Annotated in this window: 11 protein-coding genes; 9 read left to right on the plus strand and 2 right to left on the minus strand. The window is 54.3% G+C overall.

Annotation, left to right across the window (positions count from 1 at the left end; genetic code table 11):
• Positions 1-14: 14 nt before the first annotated feature.
• Positions 15-605 (minus strand): hypothetical protein, encoded by a 591-nt coding sequence (locus Q0835_RS24365; protein WP_298965158.1) that lies wholly within the window; start codon positions 603-605, stop codon positions 15-17.
• Between the two features lie 42 nt (positions 606-647).
• Positions 648-2,441, minus strand: a complete 1,794-nt coding sequence (gene tssI / locus Q0835_RS24370) for a type VI secretion system tip protein TssI/VgrG (protein ID WP_298820727.1) — start codon at positions 2,439-2,441, stop codon at positions 648-650.
• Between the two features lie 423 nt (positions 2,442-2,864).
• Between tssI and Q0835_RS24375 the strand changes: the two genes are divergently transcribed.
• The 9 genes from Q0835_RS24375 to tssH all read left to right on the plus strand — a co-directional run bounded on the left by Q0835_RS24375 (position 2,865) and on the right by tssH (position 15,126).
• The gene (locus Q0835_RS24375) at positions 2,865-3,560 is read left to right on the plus strand and encodes an OmpA family protein (RefSeq protein WP_298820730.1); all 696 of its coding nucleotides are present in this window, start codon (positions 2,865-2,867) and stop codon (positions 3,558-3,560) included.
• Between the two features lie 78 nt (positions 3,561-3,638).
• Positions 3,639-4,922: a type VI secretion system ImpA family N-terminal domain-containing protein gene (locus Q0835_RS24380; protein ID WP_298965161.1), complete on the plus strand. Its 1,284-nt coding sequence runs from the start codon at positions 3,639-3,641 to the stop codon at positions 4,920-4,922.
• A gap of 273 nt (positions 4,923-5,195) precedes the next feature.
• Positions 5,196-5,750, plus strand: a complete 555-nt coding sequence (gene tssB / locus Q0835_RS24385) for a type VI secretion system contractile sheath small subunit (protein ID WP_298820734.1) — start codon at positions 5,196-5,198, stop codon at positions 5,748-5,750.
• Positions 5,751-7,274 (plus strand): type VI secretion system contractile sheath large subunit, encoded by a 1,524-nt coding sequence (gene tssC, locus Q0835_RS24390; RefSeq protein ID WP_298820736.1) that lies wholly within the window; start codon positions 5,751-5,753, stop codon positions 7,272-7,274.
• Between the two features lie 207 nt (positions 7,275-7,481).
• On the plus strand, positions 7,482-7,967 hold the full coding sequence (locus tag Q0835_RS24395; protein WP_298820738.1) for a type VI secretion system tube protein Hcp: 486 nt from the start codon (positions 7,482-7,484) through the stop codon (positions 7,965-7,967).
• Positions 7,968-8,110: 143 nt separating this feature from the next.
• A complete protein-coding gene (gene tssE, locus Q0835_RS24400) occupies positions 8,111-8,662 on the plus strand; it encodes a type VI secretion system baseplate subunit TssE (RefSeq protein ID WP_298820740.1) in 552 nt (183 codons plus the stop codon).
• Positions 8,659-10,656 carry a type VI secretion system baseplate subunit TssF gene (gene tssF / locus Q0835_RS24405; protein WP_298965164.1) on the plus strand — a complete coding sequence of 666 codons (1,998 nt, stop codon included), beginning with the start codon at positions 8,659-8,661 and terminating at the stop codon, positions 10,654-10,656. Before tssE ends, tssF begins: the two co-directional genes overlap by 4 nt.
• Complete coding sequence (gene tssG / locus Q0835_RS24410) at positions 10,620-12,293, plus strand: type VI secretion system baseplate subunit TssG (RefSeq protein WP_298965167.1); 1,674 nt, start codon at positions 10,620-10,622, stop codon at positions 12,291-12,293. Before tssF ends, tssG begins: the two co-directional genes overlap by 37 nt.
• 25 nt (positions 12,294-12,318) lie before the next feature.
• Positions 12,319-15,126: a type VI secretion system ATPase TssH gene (gene tssH, locus Q0835_RS24415; protein ID WP_298820746.1), complete on the plus strand. Its 2,808-nt coding sequence runs from the start codon at positions 12,319-12,321 to the stop codon at positions 15,124-15,126.
• The last annotated feature ends 57 nt before the right edge of the window (positions 15,127-15,183 follow it).

Genomic DNA, 15,183 nt, shown 5'->3' on the forward strand with positions numbered 1-15,183 from the left:
CCTTCCAATATAATTTACAATACTGCCGGTTCACGCAGGCTGACTGTTGGCATCGCCCCGCCCTCGGCAAACGACAGTCCCGCAGAAATGCAGGTATCGAGAGCATTATCGCGATTCGACGGCTCGACGAATCCCATAGCGATCATGATGCCAGCATTCACCGCCTTGGCCGTCAGATCAGCCGGCATATCAACCCGGTGATCGGGATTTGGCGACAGTGATCCACCGGACCATCCAGCGGCCATTCCGATCCATACTGCGGCACTGTCAGGCTTTGCAGCTTCCGCAGCTGCTTGGACCGCCGATCGGGCTTCTTCGTCGCCTTCACGAACCCAGTGTTCACATAGCTCCAATATGTGCCTGTCGGCGTCAGTCTTGACCGCACCGAGGCCTGAAACGCATTTCATTCCCCACCAGACGGACTCTCGTTTCGGCAAAGTATGCGCAAAATAGCAGATTGACGTGAGCGGGCTTTCGCTTTCCTGCAATGCTCGCACATAGTCCTGCGGCGCGACATCCGATGTTGGTTCGACAACATTATCGGACAATCCAGGATAAGTTTCAAATACCTGCTTGGCTTTCGTGAAGCGGATACGAGATCCCATCAGCCCAACTCCGTTTCTTTTCCCGTTGTGCGTTCAATGGCATTAATTGATCAGAACAAGTCCACCTTTCAGCGTCAAGAATGCGCTTCCGGTGACCGTGGTCAAAGTGCCTTTGGCGTTCAACATCGCATCGGCCTCGATATTGATCATCGGAGACTTGATGTTGATCATTGCCGGGGTCATCGTGATCTTGCTCGCACCGACTTCAAACTCGATCATCATTCCGGCTTTCGCCTTCCAGACCATGCCGATCTCTTCGGTCGTGTTCATGCCGACCTTTTCGGTTCTGTTGACATCGATCTTGGTGTCACGGCAGTTCTTGACGTGAAGAGTTTCGTTGTTCTCAATGACGGTATTCATGTCTTTTTGCGCATGAATTCCGATCTCTTCCTGTCCTTTGGAATCATCGAGCACAAACTCGTTGTAGCCGCCTCCGCCCATTGTCGAGTCTGACTTGATGCCGGCCTTGTTCTTTTCGCCAGGCAAGGAATACGGGGGCATGTTGTCGGCGTTATAGACGGTGCCGATTACGATCGGCTGGTCTGGATCGCCTTCCAGGAACTGCACGATCACTTCCTGGTCTACGCGCGGGATATAGATGCCGCCCCAGTTCTTTCCGGACCAGACCTGCGCCACGCGCACGCGTCTTGACTGTGTCTTATCTCGATCCCAATGAAACTCGACCATGATCTGACCGTACTCGTCGACATCGATTTCGCCCTGACCCACGACCTTGGCAGTTTGCGGTCCGGGAATACGCGGCTTCGGAGTAACAGCCGGAGTTCGGAAAGGAATATCTGTCGACAGCACATCATAGGTGCCCGTATAGGCTTCACCCTGAGAGCCGCCGCCACCCGAACGGTACTGTTCTGTAATGATCTGGTGACTGGCCCTGATAACCAGGTATTCGCGGTTCTGCGGGCCGTGTGGATGATCCTGCAAAGTGAACAATCCGCCTGCGAAGAGGCGGGGAACCTCCCCAGCTGTTTCAATACGCTTGTCTGCAGCTTGCTCGGCTTCCAGGCGAATGTTGCTGAAGGTGCCGCCTTTGTCCTTCTCGGTATATCGACCAGGATAATCATAGCTTTCAAGCGACCCAGCTCTATAGGAAGACCCCGCGTCGCGATCTGCTTCGAGCGAGGCGCTCGGTTTTTCAAAATCATAGTCGTTCACCGCGAATTTGCCGGTGCGAAAGCGACGGCTCGGAACCCAATGGTAAAGGTGTTCCTTGTCTCGTTGACTGTCACCACCAAGCGGAATGAACGGAATACTGCTGTCACCTGTGATCGGGCTGTATGACGATTTCGCGTCAGCCAGGATCATGGTGTGTTTGCCATCCTCATGTTCAAAGAAATAGGAGATGCCAAACTCTTCCATCAGTCGGCAGCAGAAATCGTAGTCCGATTCCCGGTACTGTACGCAGTAGTGGATCGGGTCGTAGCTTTCGGTCAGATTCTTTCGGTGATCTGCGAAATCGTGCTCACCAAGCACTTCTGAAATGATGTCAGGTGCTGATTTATCCTTGAAAATCCGGCAGTTGGCATTTTTTGTCAAAAGCCAGAACCAGGGACGCAACGTCAGCCTGTAGCGATAATATGAGTCGCGGTGACCAAGCCATTTGGCATCGGTCAGAAGTCCGTCAAAGTGGCGCGTGTCGCCATTGTTCGTGACCACCTTGACGGTCATATGCGTGGCAATGGCTTTGTCGAAATCCAGATCTTCCTCCTGGCTGACCACTTCCAGGCGGATCACAAAATCATCGCTCAGGCCCTCGTCGCACTCAACGGTAACAACGGAAAGCTCGTCTTGACCGAAGACCGATTTCAATTCGGCCATTCGATTCGCTTGTTTTAGTTGTCCCTGGGCCACGAAGTTCTCCTTCGAAATACAGAAGTTCCTGACTAAGGCAGCAGTAGAGCCACCGTTCGTCAGATAGTTATGGCGTTTCGGCCGAAAATAATGTGCTCAACAACACAATTGTTGCAAATACAAAAAACAGCGCCCCGCGTTCCCAAACGTTTTAGACTGGCTTACCCAATTGTCTACTAACTTAGGCGAGGCTCATCACTGTTATTTATCCGGCTCAATACGCTTAGATTTCACCTCTGCTCTTGATAAATCACGATAAAAAGACATACTGACATCAAACCGCACTTTAGTGACTTTCGCCACACTCATATTCTTTAAGTTAAGGCACGATGCCATTCGAAGCCCATTTTGAAATTGTGTTCGAACACTCCACAAGGGAGGATTGAAATCGTGACCCAGAAATCTAATCAATCGCTGAACCACGCGCTTCTGAGCGGTGGCTTGAGACATTCTTTATGTGCAGGTGTGCTCGCACTTGCCTTAATCCCTCTGCCGGGCGGCATCCAACCCGCCGTCGCTCAGGACGCGACTTATTCGGCAGAGGAAGTCAGCAAACACTTCAAGCAGCTGAAAACCCGCTCCTTGAAACCGACCGGTGCTACGCGCGCGTTGTGTATCGGCACCCGTGATGAATGCAATCCGAATGCTTCCAGTGAAGGTGGCGGTCAGGTTGCGGTGTCACCTGAAGGATCCGGCGAAACAGATGCGGCAGAGACGCTGGTCGTTGATCCGGAAACACAGGCAATCGATGACGCGTTCAATCTGCTTGTCTCCTTTGAATACGCTTCAGCGCGTCTCAGCAACGCTGCCAAGGCCAACTTGCGCGAGTTTGCCAAGGGCATAAATGTTGCGGATCTGGAAGGTGCAAAGTTTGTTATCGAAGGCCACACCGACGGCATAGGCTCCATATCCTACAATCAACGGCTCTCTGAAGATCGGGCTCAGGCTGTCACGCAATTCCTGATTTCGCTCGGCGTAAGCCAGAATCGCCTGAAGACAGTGGCTTATGGCGAATCGCGCCCGAAGGTTGCCGATATCAACGACCCGGCCAACCGTCGTGTAGAGAGCAAGCTCGTTCTCGAATAAAAACTTGCAGAATAGCTTTTTCCGGCCGGCGCAACATCCGGCCGGACCAAAACAAAAAGTCTGGGCCGGGAAGCGCACATGAATTTTGATCCGGAAGTCTACGGCACCGAAGTATCACCCGGCGCCGGCTGTGGACCCGACCTTTACGATACAGAGCCGGCCTTTGCTGCGCTCATGGATTCCTGCGAAGAAATGCTCCCTGAACGGTTCAGCGAATTCGACCGTTCAGAAATTGACTTCACCGATCTCTTCAAACAGATGGACGGATTTCTGAAGCAATCCCGTGATCTGCGCCTGTTGGTGATGATGGGCCAACTGGGCCTGCTCAACGGGCAACTTCACGTTTTTGCAAATGCAGTGCGGATCATCCGAAAACTGGTTGAGAACCATTGGACGCAAGTCAACCCTGACGATGCGGACTTCGACCACATGGAACGCCTTGGAGCTCTTGAAGCCCTAAACAATCGGCCAACCGTGATACTTCCTCTTGAAGCCGCTCCGCTTTTGAAAACGCGTCGCAGCGGACCGATCAGCTATCGCGCCATTCAGATTGCTTTGGGCGAAGAGACAGCAAGAGCGGACGAACACACAATTTCTCTCGGCGCAATCGACGCCGCACTTACATCCGGTGAGCTGGAACAAGAGGTCATTGACGAAGTTCTGACTGACCTGGCTGAATTGCCGGACGATCTTCAAGGCATTGCGGACGCTTGCACGGAGAAGCTGAAGGAAAGCGAAGCAAAGGCCAGTCCTCCGGCTTATGAAAAGCTGATCACGCTCATTCGCGACATAGGTCGGGAGTTGAATGTCCGCCTCGGAAAAATTTCTCCTGAAGATGCGGCGAGCGAGGATGCGCAGGAAGCTGACGGCCAGGAAGCCGTCCAGGATCCGGTTTCCTCCGGACCTGCCGACATTAAGAACGCAGCTCAGGCAAAATTGATATTGGATGCGGTGGAAGAGTATTTTGCAGCGCGTGAGCCGTCCCACCCTGCCCTTTTTCTCGTCCGGGAAGCGCGTGGCCTCGTCGGCAAATCCTATCTTGATGCGCTGAAGATCCTGATGCCCCGCCGATTTGACGAGGTTTCTCTTATTCTTGGTACAAGCGGACTGCAGTTGTCTAACGATCGGTTGATCGATCTGAATGACGGGAGCGACCATGAGCTGGGTGATATCGAGGACTTTTCCGTTCTGGTCATTGAAAACAGGAACGACGCAATGAAGGGCATTGCCGCGGTCAAGGGATATTATACGTCTCACGAACCGACCAGCCCGATCCCATTGTTGTTGGACGAAGCGCAGAATATGAGCGCGGGATCCTTTGCCGGATTGCTAAACCTGTTCCTGCGGCCGGAAGACGATTGACGGAAACGCGAATCGTTTCGGCGCAACTACCCCAGCGTTTTCAGCTTCTTCCTTGACTCAACAGCTCAACAGGTCCTCAATATTTGAAAGAAAACTTGTAAACCGGCGATCATGTGACTGTGATCACTTCCTGAACCCGGCAATCGAAGTACATAAGGATCAACAAGACACAACGCAGACCCAAACAACGAATCAATAAGAAGACGCCCTGCGTTAGTATTTGACTAGATTTGGCCAAGGACTATTCGGTCAGAAACGTGAAAGGCAAGTACAATGGCAAAGAGTAGCGGGCAAAGCTTTATTAAGCGCAATAGACCTCCCCGGGTCCATATTTTTTACGAAGATCCCTTTGATGCTGAAGAGAAAGTGGAACTTCCTTTCGTAATGGGCGTTATGGCTGACCTGTCTGGCGATAACCCAGGTGTCGAAAAACCGGATATCGATGATCGCAAACTTCTCGACATCGACATGGACAACTTCACCAAGCGCATGGAAGCCATCGAACCAGGAACGTCCTTCACCGTGAAAGACAAACTGTCAGGCGAAGAAAATTCCAAGATGAGCGTTCAACTCCGCTTCAAGAGCATGGACGATTTTACACCGGGCAAAGTTGCCGAACAGGTTCCGGCGCTCAACAAGCTTCTGGAAGCGCGTCGCAGTCTTGCAGCGCTGCGTACCATGATGGATGGACGTGTTCAGGCCATCTCTCAGCTGGAAGAACTGACACGGGACCCGGCACTTATGCAGGCCCTTGCTCAGAAAATCGAAGCCGACAAGGCAATGTCGACAGACGGTGCAGACAAAGGCGACGATACGGAGGAGGCGTAAATGAGCAACACTGATACTAGCGCCCAAACAAGCGGCGCAGCGGCGGGCGAAGTCGCGGGTGAAAAAAGTCCCGAAGAATTTGCCTCTATCTTGAAGCAGAATTTTCGCATCAAGAACGAGAATGATACCGCCAACGAACTCGTCGACAATGCAATGTCGACCTTCCTTTCGGAGGCACTTACCGACCAGGCGCTTATCAAGGATGATGTCTATGACACCATCGATGAGATGATCGCCAAGCTGGACGAGAAGCTGACGGAACAGGTGAATGAAATCATTCACGCACCTGAATTCCAGACGCTTGAGAGTGCCTGGCGTGGGCTTGACTATCTCGTTCACCAGTCCGAGACGGATGCGACGCTGAAACTGCAGTTCCTGAACATCTCTAAAAGGGAACTGGCAGGTGTCTTCAAGAGTTACCGCGGCGCCAAGTGGGACCAGAGCCCGCTGTTCAAGCAGATCTATGAGGCTGAGTTCGGTCAGCTTGGCGGTCAACCCTATGGATGCCTTGTCGGTGACTACGAGTTCTCCTACGAGCCCCAGGACATCACCATATTGCGCGGCATGGCAAAAATTGCATCGGCGGCTCACGCGCCGTTCCTTGCAGCAGCAAATCCGCAACTGATGCAAATGGACGACTGGACTGAACTTCCGGCAAAACGGGATCTTTCGAAGATCTTTGACACGGAGATCCACGCACAATGGCGGACATTGCGGGAATCGGAAGATGCCCGGTATCTGGGCCTGACCATGCCTCGCGTCCTGGCGCGGCAGCCTTATGGAGCCAAGTCAGACCCTGTTGAAGAATTCGCATTCGAGGAAGAGTTCGGTGAAGACACACACCAGAATTACGCCTGGATGAACTCGGCCTATGCGATGGCAGTCAATGTCAACCGTGCCTACAAGGAATACGGCTGGACCGTTCGTATTCGCGGCGTGGAAAGCGGCGGCCTTGTGGAAGACCTTCCAACACACGTCTTTGAGACCGATGACGGTGGTGTCGACCAGAAATGCCCGGCTGAAGTTGCGATTTCCGATCGCCGTGAACACGAGATTTCCCGTTTGGGACTGATCCCGCTGATCCACCGCAAGAACACGGACCAGGCCGCCTTCCTGGGTGCACAGTCCGTATTCAAGCCGCGTCAGTTCTCGGGTCCGGACGGCAAGGATGCAACCGCATCGGACAATCTTTCTGCGCGTCTGCCCTACATGTTTGCGACCACGCGTTTTGCCCATTACCTCAAAGTTATGGTGCGCAACAAGATCGGTTCGACCAAGGAAGCAGCTCAGCTGCAGCGTTGGCTGAACGACTGGATCATGGATTATGTCGATGGTGATCCGGACAATTCGACCGAGGAAACCAAGGCGCGCAAACCGCTGAGGGAAGCCAAGGTCACCATCGTCGCCGACGAGGAAAACCCGGGTTACTACAGAGCTCAGTTCTTCCTGCGTCCACACTATCAGCTGGAAGGCATGGACATTGGCATGAGCCTGGCGTCCCGCATTCCACAAGACGCGAGCTGATTGACAAGAATTGCCGGAAGGGCGTTGGCCCGTTCTTCCGGCAGGCATCCCAATCGGATGCAACCCGGTTTCACCGGGTGGAGGTGCAAACGAGACGCGAACGCGCCTAGGGGTTTGGACCGTATGGTCCGAGGTAGTTGTCAAGATTAGTAGACGCAATGCCAGGCATTTTTTTCTGGCCGTCAACAACCAAGAGGATCTTTTAAAATGGCTGTCGATTTTTTTCTGAAACTTGATGGAATCAATGGTGAATCTCAGGACAAGTCCCACAAGGACGAAATTGATGTTCTGTCCTGGTCCTGGGGTGCTTCCCAGTCCGGTACCACGCATATGGGTGGTGGCTCCGGCTCAGGTAAAGCTTTCTTCCAGGATCTGAGTATTACCAAATATGTCGACAAATCGACACCGGTACTGCTTCAGCATGTGTCCACCGGCAAGCACATTGCCAAGGGTACGATGTACGTCCGCAAAGCGGCCGGCGATAACCCGCTGGAATACATCAAGCTGGAAATGAAGGACATCATCGTCACCAACGTCTCGACAGGTGGCAGTGGTTCCGACGACCGGATTACGGAAAGCGCGACGCTCAACTTCGGTGAATACAAATTCATCTACACCGAGCAGAAAGCTGATGGCTCCAAGGGCGCTGCTCCAGAGTTTGCATGGGACATCGCTGCAAACGAAAAGAAGTAAGGCCTTTCGCCGAACCGGCTGCCGCCCTTCTGGTGCGGCAGCCGGTCCTTTTTTGCCGCGATGTGACAATCGTTTCCATTCCAACAGCGCGGCAACTTTGTTCAACAGTAGATGTATTTGGGCCTCCAGCGTGGGCATAGCCAATGGCTAAATCAACCGTGAAAATGCACTCCCCGCTGATGTGGGCTTTTCGGGCCATGGACGACCCGGACTTCAAGGCTGCTCAGGCGAAGCAGAAGGAAGCTGAAAAGGGCCGAAACCTTAAATCCGGCCGACGGCTTTCACGTTCCTACGGTGTTTCTGAAAATACTTTGCTCGCCGAAGTCCGCCGTGACCTTCAAGCGCTTTTGAACACTGTCAATCTGAATTCGACCCAGGACCTTTCGGAGTACCCGGAAGTCGAAAACTCCATTTTGAACTATGGTTTGCCCGATTTGTCCGTCCATGTGGTCGACACAATCAGGATCAACCAACTTGCCGAGGACATTCGACAGGCACTCGTTCGTTTTGAGCCTCGAATGGACCCGCGCACGCTTCAAGTTGTGCGCGACGACAGCGACAGCGGCGAAACCTTCAAGGTTCGCTTTCTGATCAAGGCAGAAATCCGGTGTGATCCGGTGCGCGTGGGCAGTGAATTCGTCGCGGATGTCGACCCTGCCTTCGGTCGAATTAAGATAGTTGGGGCGGCTGGATGAACCGGGAATTTCTAGATCTCTACAATCAGGAGCTCACCTATCTGCGTGAACAGGGTGTCGCTTTTGCAGAGGCATATCCGGCTGTTGCAGAAAGGCTTGGTGGCCTTCTGGAAGACAGATCCGATCCGATGCTTTCAGGTTTGCTGGAGGGAACCGCATTCCTGGCTGCACGCGTCCAACTGAAGATGAAACACGAGTTTTCAGAGTTCACATCCAATCTTTTTGAACAGCTCTATCCAACCGCACTAGCACCGATACCATCAATGGTCCTCGCCCGAGTGACACCAAAATATGGAGATGCCAACCTGCGCAACGGTATCAAGATCGCGCGCCATGCTCCCATGGAAGCTGTTTTCCGGGAGCGGAGGGGTGAGGTCCGGTGCCGCTTTACTTTGTGTGCACCGATCACAATGACGCCTCTTGAACTGACAGATGCAAAATATCTGAGTTCTGCGGCTCAAATCTCTGGCCTCGGCGCTGAAATGGCTGAAGACAAGCGCGCGCGTGCAGGCCTGTCGATCACCCTCACCCACCGCATGGCAGAAGACCCCGAAAACGAGGTTTCGGCGGAAGTTGCGCAAAAGAAGCCCGAGTATCAGGTTGCGGGCTGCAGGATAAATGAACTGCCTATCCGCCTCATCGGTCCAATGGATCTTGCCGCAAAGGTTTATGAGCAGATCTTCGGGCACACAATTGCGCTCTATCTGAGAACAGAAGATTCCTACGGTCAGGCAACCCTTCACCGCGTCCCCGTCAGTGCGATCGAGCAACTCGGGTTCGATGAAGAAGACGCGCTCCTGCACAATGACCGGCGTCTTTTTGTCGGCTTCGACCACATTCGCGACTACTTCAACTTTCCCCGCAGTTTCCTTGGCTTTCGCCTAACCGGCCTGCGTCGCTATCTCGACCGGATCAATGCGAAGTCCTTTGAACTCATATTCGTGTTCGACGAAGCGGAAACCCGTCTGCCAGCACATGTCGAGCACAAGATTTTCGCTCTGCACGCCTCACCGGCCGTCAATCTGTTCGAACGTCAAACCGATCGTGTTCCGATCAAGAAAGGCCAGCATGAATTCGCGGTTATTGCGGACAGAACCCGCCCCCTGGATTATGAGGTGCACGCGGTTACGGAAGTAAATGCCCACTTCTCGGGCGGACAGAAACGGGCTGTGGATCCGCTTTACAGTGTTGCTCCCGACACCGAAAAGGCAGGGCATGAGTGGTTCTACACCATACGCCGTTTGCCTCGCAGACAGTCCTCATCGGAACTGCGTCGTATGCAGCCAAGCCCATATATCGGGACCGAGACATTCATTTCCATTTCCAGTGGTGCACAGGCCACGGCCCTATTGCAAAGTGGTGACAAACGGTTGGCGGAACTGTCGCTGAAGGTCATGGCATCGAACCGTTCGCTTGCGGCAGATCTTCCGGTCGGGACCAATCCGGACAAGGCGTCGGTCGGCGATTTCCGTATTCTCGAAGACGTCAGTCTCAAAGTCGACTGTGTCGCTGGACCGACCGCGCCAAGACCACCTTTGCTTTCCTACAATGAACGGCTGGGTGAAGAAGGCCATACCGGAGCGATCGCCTGGAGGCTTATCAATATTCTGGCGCTCAACCACACCGGACTTGTGCACGATGCGGCCGGAGAAGACGGACGCTCTTTCCGCGATCTCCTGAGCGTCTTCGCGCCATTGTCGGACAACGCATCTGATCGTCAGGCACAGTCGGTTCGCTCAGTTTCAACCCGTCCGGTCGTTCGAAGACTTCAGCAAAAGTCCGGCACCGGTGTGGCCCGAGGTCTGGAAATTACCATTACACTGGACGACAAGGCATTCGAAGGCGCCAGCGCCTTTCTGATGGGAGCTGTGCTGGATCGGTTTCTTGCAGAATATGCATCCATCAATCACTTCACCCAATGCGTTATTGCCACCACGGAACGTGGAACGATTATGAAATGGCCACCGAGGATCGGCGCAAAGGGCATCCTATGAGCGGCAAGGACGACAAGCGCGCACGCGGGAAAAAGAACAAGCCGGACCGGAAGGCCGCCGCCGACAAGACGGTTGTTCAAATCGGCGCGCAAAAGCCGGCTGATTGGCAAGCAACCACCGAGAGTACCGACGTTCAGCATGAAGTTGTCAAAACGCTTGCGCTTGAACCTGCGGATCTGGAAACACCCTGGCCTGATACAGGCCCTGCTCAGGACGAAGGTGTTTTTCCGGAAGAGACCGAAATGCCAAGCGACGCAGCTGAAGAGCCTGTGTTCAATGAGCCGGACAAAACCGTCGTAAATGCCAAGTTCCCAGATGTTCCTGAGCAACAGGAAGAAGATCGCGAACCGGAGAAGCAGGCCACTTCGGAAGATCTGCCGGACGAAATCAAGGCAGAGACTGCGGAACCGTTTGAGGCAACACCAGACGCACAGTCTGACCTGGAAACAGAACCTCTACCGAACGAAGAAGCGAGGATAGAGGTTCCCGTTCAGCAGCAATATGCATCTCTACTGGCTGCATTGAGTGCCCGTATCGAAAAACATCCGGGTGGACATGACCTCCTGGCGGTGCTGCGCATGCTGGAGGGACAAACCGCGCCTGGCGCGCAAGCTCCAGCCGGTATGGATCCAAAGAAGAAGGCGGATGAACCCGCCCCACCCCGAATTGGAAAAAGTCGCCGGTCGATGGAAGATATTGTCCGTTTCGGGCAAGATCCATCCAGCGAATACGCACCGTCCACGATTGAACGCGCAACCCGTGATGCAGATGGTGGACTTGTGCTGCTGGAACGCTTCCTGGGAATGCTGGGGCCTCACGGTGCCCTGCCGGCTGCCTATACTGACGAAGCCATCATGCGCGGCCTGCGCGGCGAGGACAGCTTTCCGCGCTTCCTCGATGTCTTCAACAATCGCTTTGTTCAGCTGTTTTACCGAGCGTGGGCTGACGCGCGACCGATTGTGCAGCACGACCGGCCAGACGACGACCGCTTCCTGGCCTATCTTGGAGCGCCGATCGGGATCGGTTCCCCCATATTCCGCGACCTCGACCACATCGATGATCGCCTCAAACTTCTCTATGCAGGCCTTACGTCTTCCAAGACAAAAAGCGCTGCGCGGCTAAAGGCGCTGATTACCGGCGTTTTTGGCGTTGACGTCGAAATCGACCAATGTGTTGGCACCTGGCTGCACCTGGACAAGGACGACCAACTCAGCCTCGGCGGTTTCGGTCCGGGTGGCGCTGGCCAATTGGGGGCGGACACGATCGTTGGTGCCAAGGTCTACAGTGTCAGCGACAAGATCCGCATAAGGATCTTCACCAGCTCCCTGGAAGAATACCGCAAGTTTTTGCCACCTACCCGGACAAAGCCAAACCTTTGGACCGAAAAGCTCTTTGATCTGATCGATTTCTATCTCGGTCTGGAAATTGAATACGAGATCGAATTGGCCCTGCCCAGACGCTGTGCTTCCGCCGTTCAGATGAACAGCAGCAGCTCTGCAACTCTTGGGCATATTGGCTGGCTGAAGCCCCCTCCTTCGGATGAACCGGAAGAGGAAGAGTTCGAATTTGAAGATGAAGAGATGCTGACCGACACCCGTTTCCGGCCTGTGCGCCGCCATACTACCGTCTATCAATAGGTCTCTAATTTGAAAGGCCGATGTTATGAGTGACATTCTGGTTGAAACTGTTGCCAACAAACTTACCACGGTAAGTTATGAGTGCCTGGAAAAGGCCATGCGGCTCACCAAAAGTTCCGGTCATCGGCACTTGGAAATCCTGCATTGGCTCTATTATCTGATCCGGGACGAGAATACGGATCTGACGCATATTCTCCGGCACTACGGGATCGATCTTGGAACCGTTCACGCGGACCTGCAGCAGGCCATTTCGGATCTCAAAATCAACCAGACCGAATTGCCCTCCATGTCGGCTCCGTTTCAGGAAGCACTGGAGCGTGCCTGGTTCGAAGGGACACTGCGCTTTGGCGACTACAAGATCCGTTCAGCCTACGTGCTGCTTGCGGTCATGGGCGACAAAAGCTCCTGGCGTCAGCTTTGCAGGTACTCCTCCACTTTGGAAACACTCAACAAGGATGAAATCATCCGGGAGTTTGAATCCATTGCCGGCGCGTCGTCCGAAACGGGTGCTCGGCCGATCGATGGGTCCGGCCCGAAGGCCGCTCCTGGTGCAGCACCTGGCGAAGCGACTGAAGCATCCCCGGGCAGCGGTATGGGTGAGGATGCGCTCACCCAGTTCACGGTCGATTTCACGGCGCGTGCGCGAGCCAACGAATTTGACCCCATTGTTGGTCGTGATGAGGAAATCAGGCAGGTTATCGACGTTCTGATGCGCCGCCGCCAGAACAATCCAATTCTCACCGGCGAAGCCGGTGTTGGTAAAACGGCAATTGTTGAAGGCTTCGCCCAGAAGATCGTGTCGGGTGATGTCCCGCCGGCCTTGCTCGGTACAAGGCTGTGCGCTCTTGATCTCGGCTTGTTGCAGGCCGGAGCCTCTATGAAGGGTGAATTCGAAAAACGCCTGCGCGCTGTCATCGACGCTGTTCATGCCTCCATAGTGCCGACCATCCTCTTCATTGACGAAGCGCATACACTAGTTGGTGCAGGCGGCGCTGCAGGCACCGGCGATGCAGCCAACCTATTGAAGCCCGCACTTGCCCGCGGGACGCTGCGAACCGTGGCGGCCACCACCTGGTCCGAATACAGGCAGCATTTTGAAAAAGACCCCGCACTTACACGTCGCTTTCAGCCGGTACAGGTGGATGAGCCGGACGAAGAAAAATGTTTCACAATGGTGCGTGGCCTTCTCGGCCCGATGGAAGACCATCACCAGGTGCGCATTCTAGACAGTGCGGTAAAGGCTGCAGTTTCCCTGTCTCGCCGCTACATTCCTGCACGGCAACTGCCCGACAAAGCAGTCAGCGTCCTGGATACGGCCTCGGCCAAAGTCAACATTTCGCAAGCAGCTCATCCTGCTCGCCTTTCTGACCTCGTCGCAAAAAAAGGCTTTCTGGAAACCGAAAAACAGGCCCTTTTGAACGATGCCGAACTTGGCCATGACAGTGCGGAGCAACTCGAGGCGATCGATGAAGCGATTGCAAACACGGAAACCGCAATAGAAGATGTTCAGGAAGCATGGGAGAAAGAGCGCAAGCTGGTAGCCGGCATTCGCAGCCTGAATGCCGCGCTTGCCCGGCTCAGGAATGGTGAAGCCGCACCGATGCCGGAAAGTGCGCCCGAAGAAGTTGAGAACGCCGACAAACCCTCTCTTGTTCCGATCGACGATCTGGATCTCGACCTGGATGTAGATCTTGAGGACGAGGAAGCGATCCGGATGGCCCTTAAGGAGAACCGTGAGGCACTGGCGGAGATCCCTGAAGAAGATCGGATGGTCTTCGCCTACGTCGATGACGACGCAGTTGCCACGATCATAGCCGACTGGACCGGTATTCCCGTTGGTCGCATGGTTCAGGATGAAATGGCGACAATTCTCAGCCTTTCCGACACGCTGAACAAGCGCGTGATTGGTCAGGCGCATGGACTTGGCATGATCTCAAAAAGGATAGAGACGAGCCGTGCCCAACTGGGCAACCCGGACAAGCCGATCGGCGTCTTCATGCTTTGCGGCCCTTCCGGCGTCGGCAAGACCGAAACGGCGATTGCACTCGCCGAGGCACTCTACGGCGGTGAAGACAACCTGATCACAATCAACATGTCGGAATTTCAGGAGGCGCATTCCGTATCCGGCCTGAAAGGAGCTCCTCCCGGCTATGTTGGGTATGGTGAAGGAGGCCGACTGACCGAAGCCGTACGCCGGAAACCCTATTCCGTGGTTCTGTTGGACGAAGTGGAAAAAGCACACCCGGACGTGCACGAAATCTTCTTCCAGGTCTTCGACAAGGGCTGGATGGAAGATGGAATGGGCCGGAAGATCGACTTCCGCAACACACTGATCCTGTTGACCTCAAACGTGGGTACGGATCAGATCATGGATGCTGCAGGCCACATACTCGACCAGCCTATATCCGATGATCCGACGGTTGCGGCAGTCGACCCAAATGCACCTGATCCGGAAAAACTTGCAGAAGACCTTCGACCCGCTTTGCTGGACGTTTTCCCACCTGCTCTGCTCGGTCGTATTGTCACGATCCCCTATTTCCCGCTGTCGCCATCCGTGCTCGGTTTCATCATCCGATTGCAGCTCAACCGCGTCGTAAAACGGGTCAAACAAAACCAAAATGCGGAACTGGTCTATGGAGACGACGTCGTTGCGCATATTGTGTCGCTCTGCCGCGATCCTGACAGCGGTGGGCGTATGATCGACAACATTCTGACCAACGACCTGTTGCCGAAACTCTCCAGAGCCTTCCTGACAGCCCAAATGAATGGTGAGGAGATCAAGACAGCAACGGTCCACGCATCTGATGGTGAGCTGAGCGTCACGACAGATTGAGTTGAACCAAGGACGGTGGTTCGACCGGCGCGCTGCTCTCTATCTTCTGGCGACCAG

The sequence above is a fragment of the uncultured Roseibium sp. genome (assembly GCF_947499295.1).
Classification (GTDB): Bacteria; Pseudomonadota; Alphaproteobacteria; order Rhizobiales; family Stappiaceae; genus Roseibium.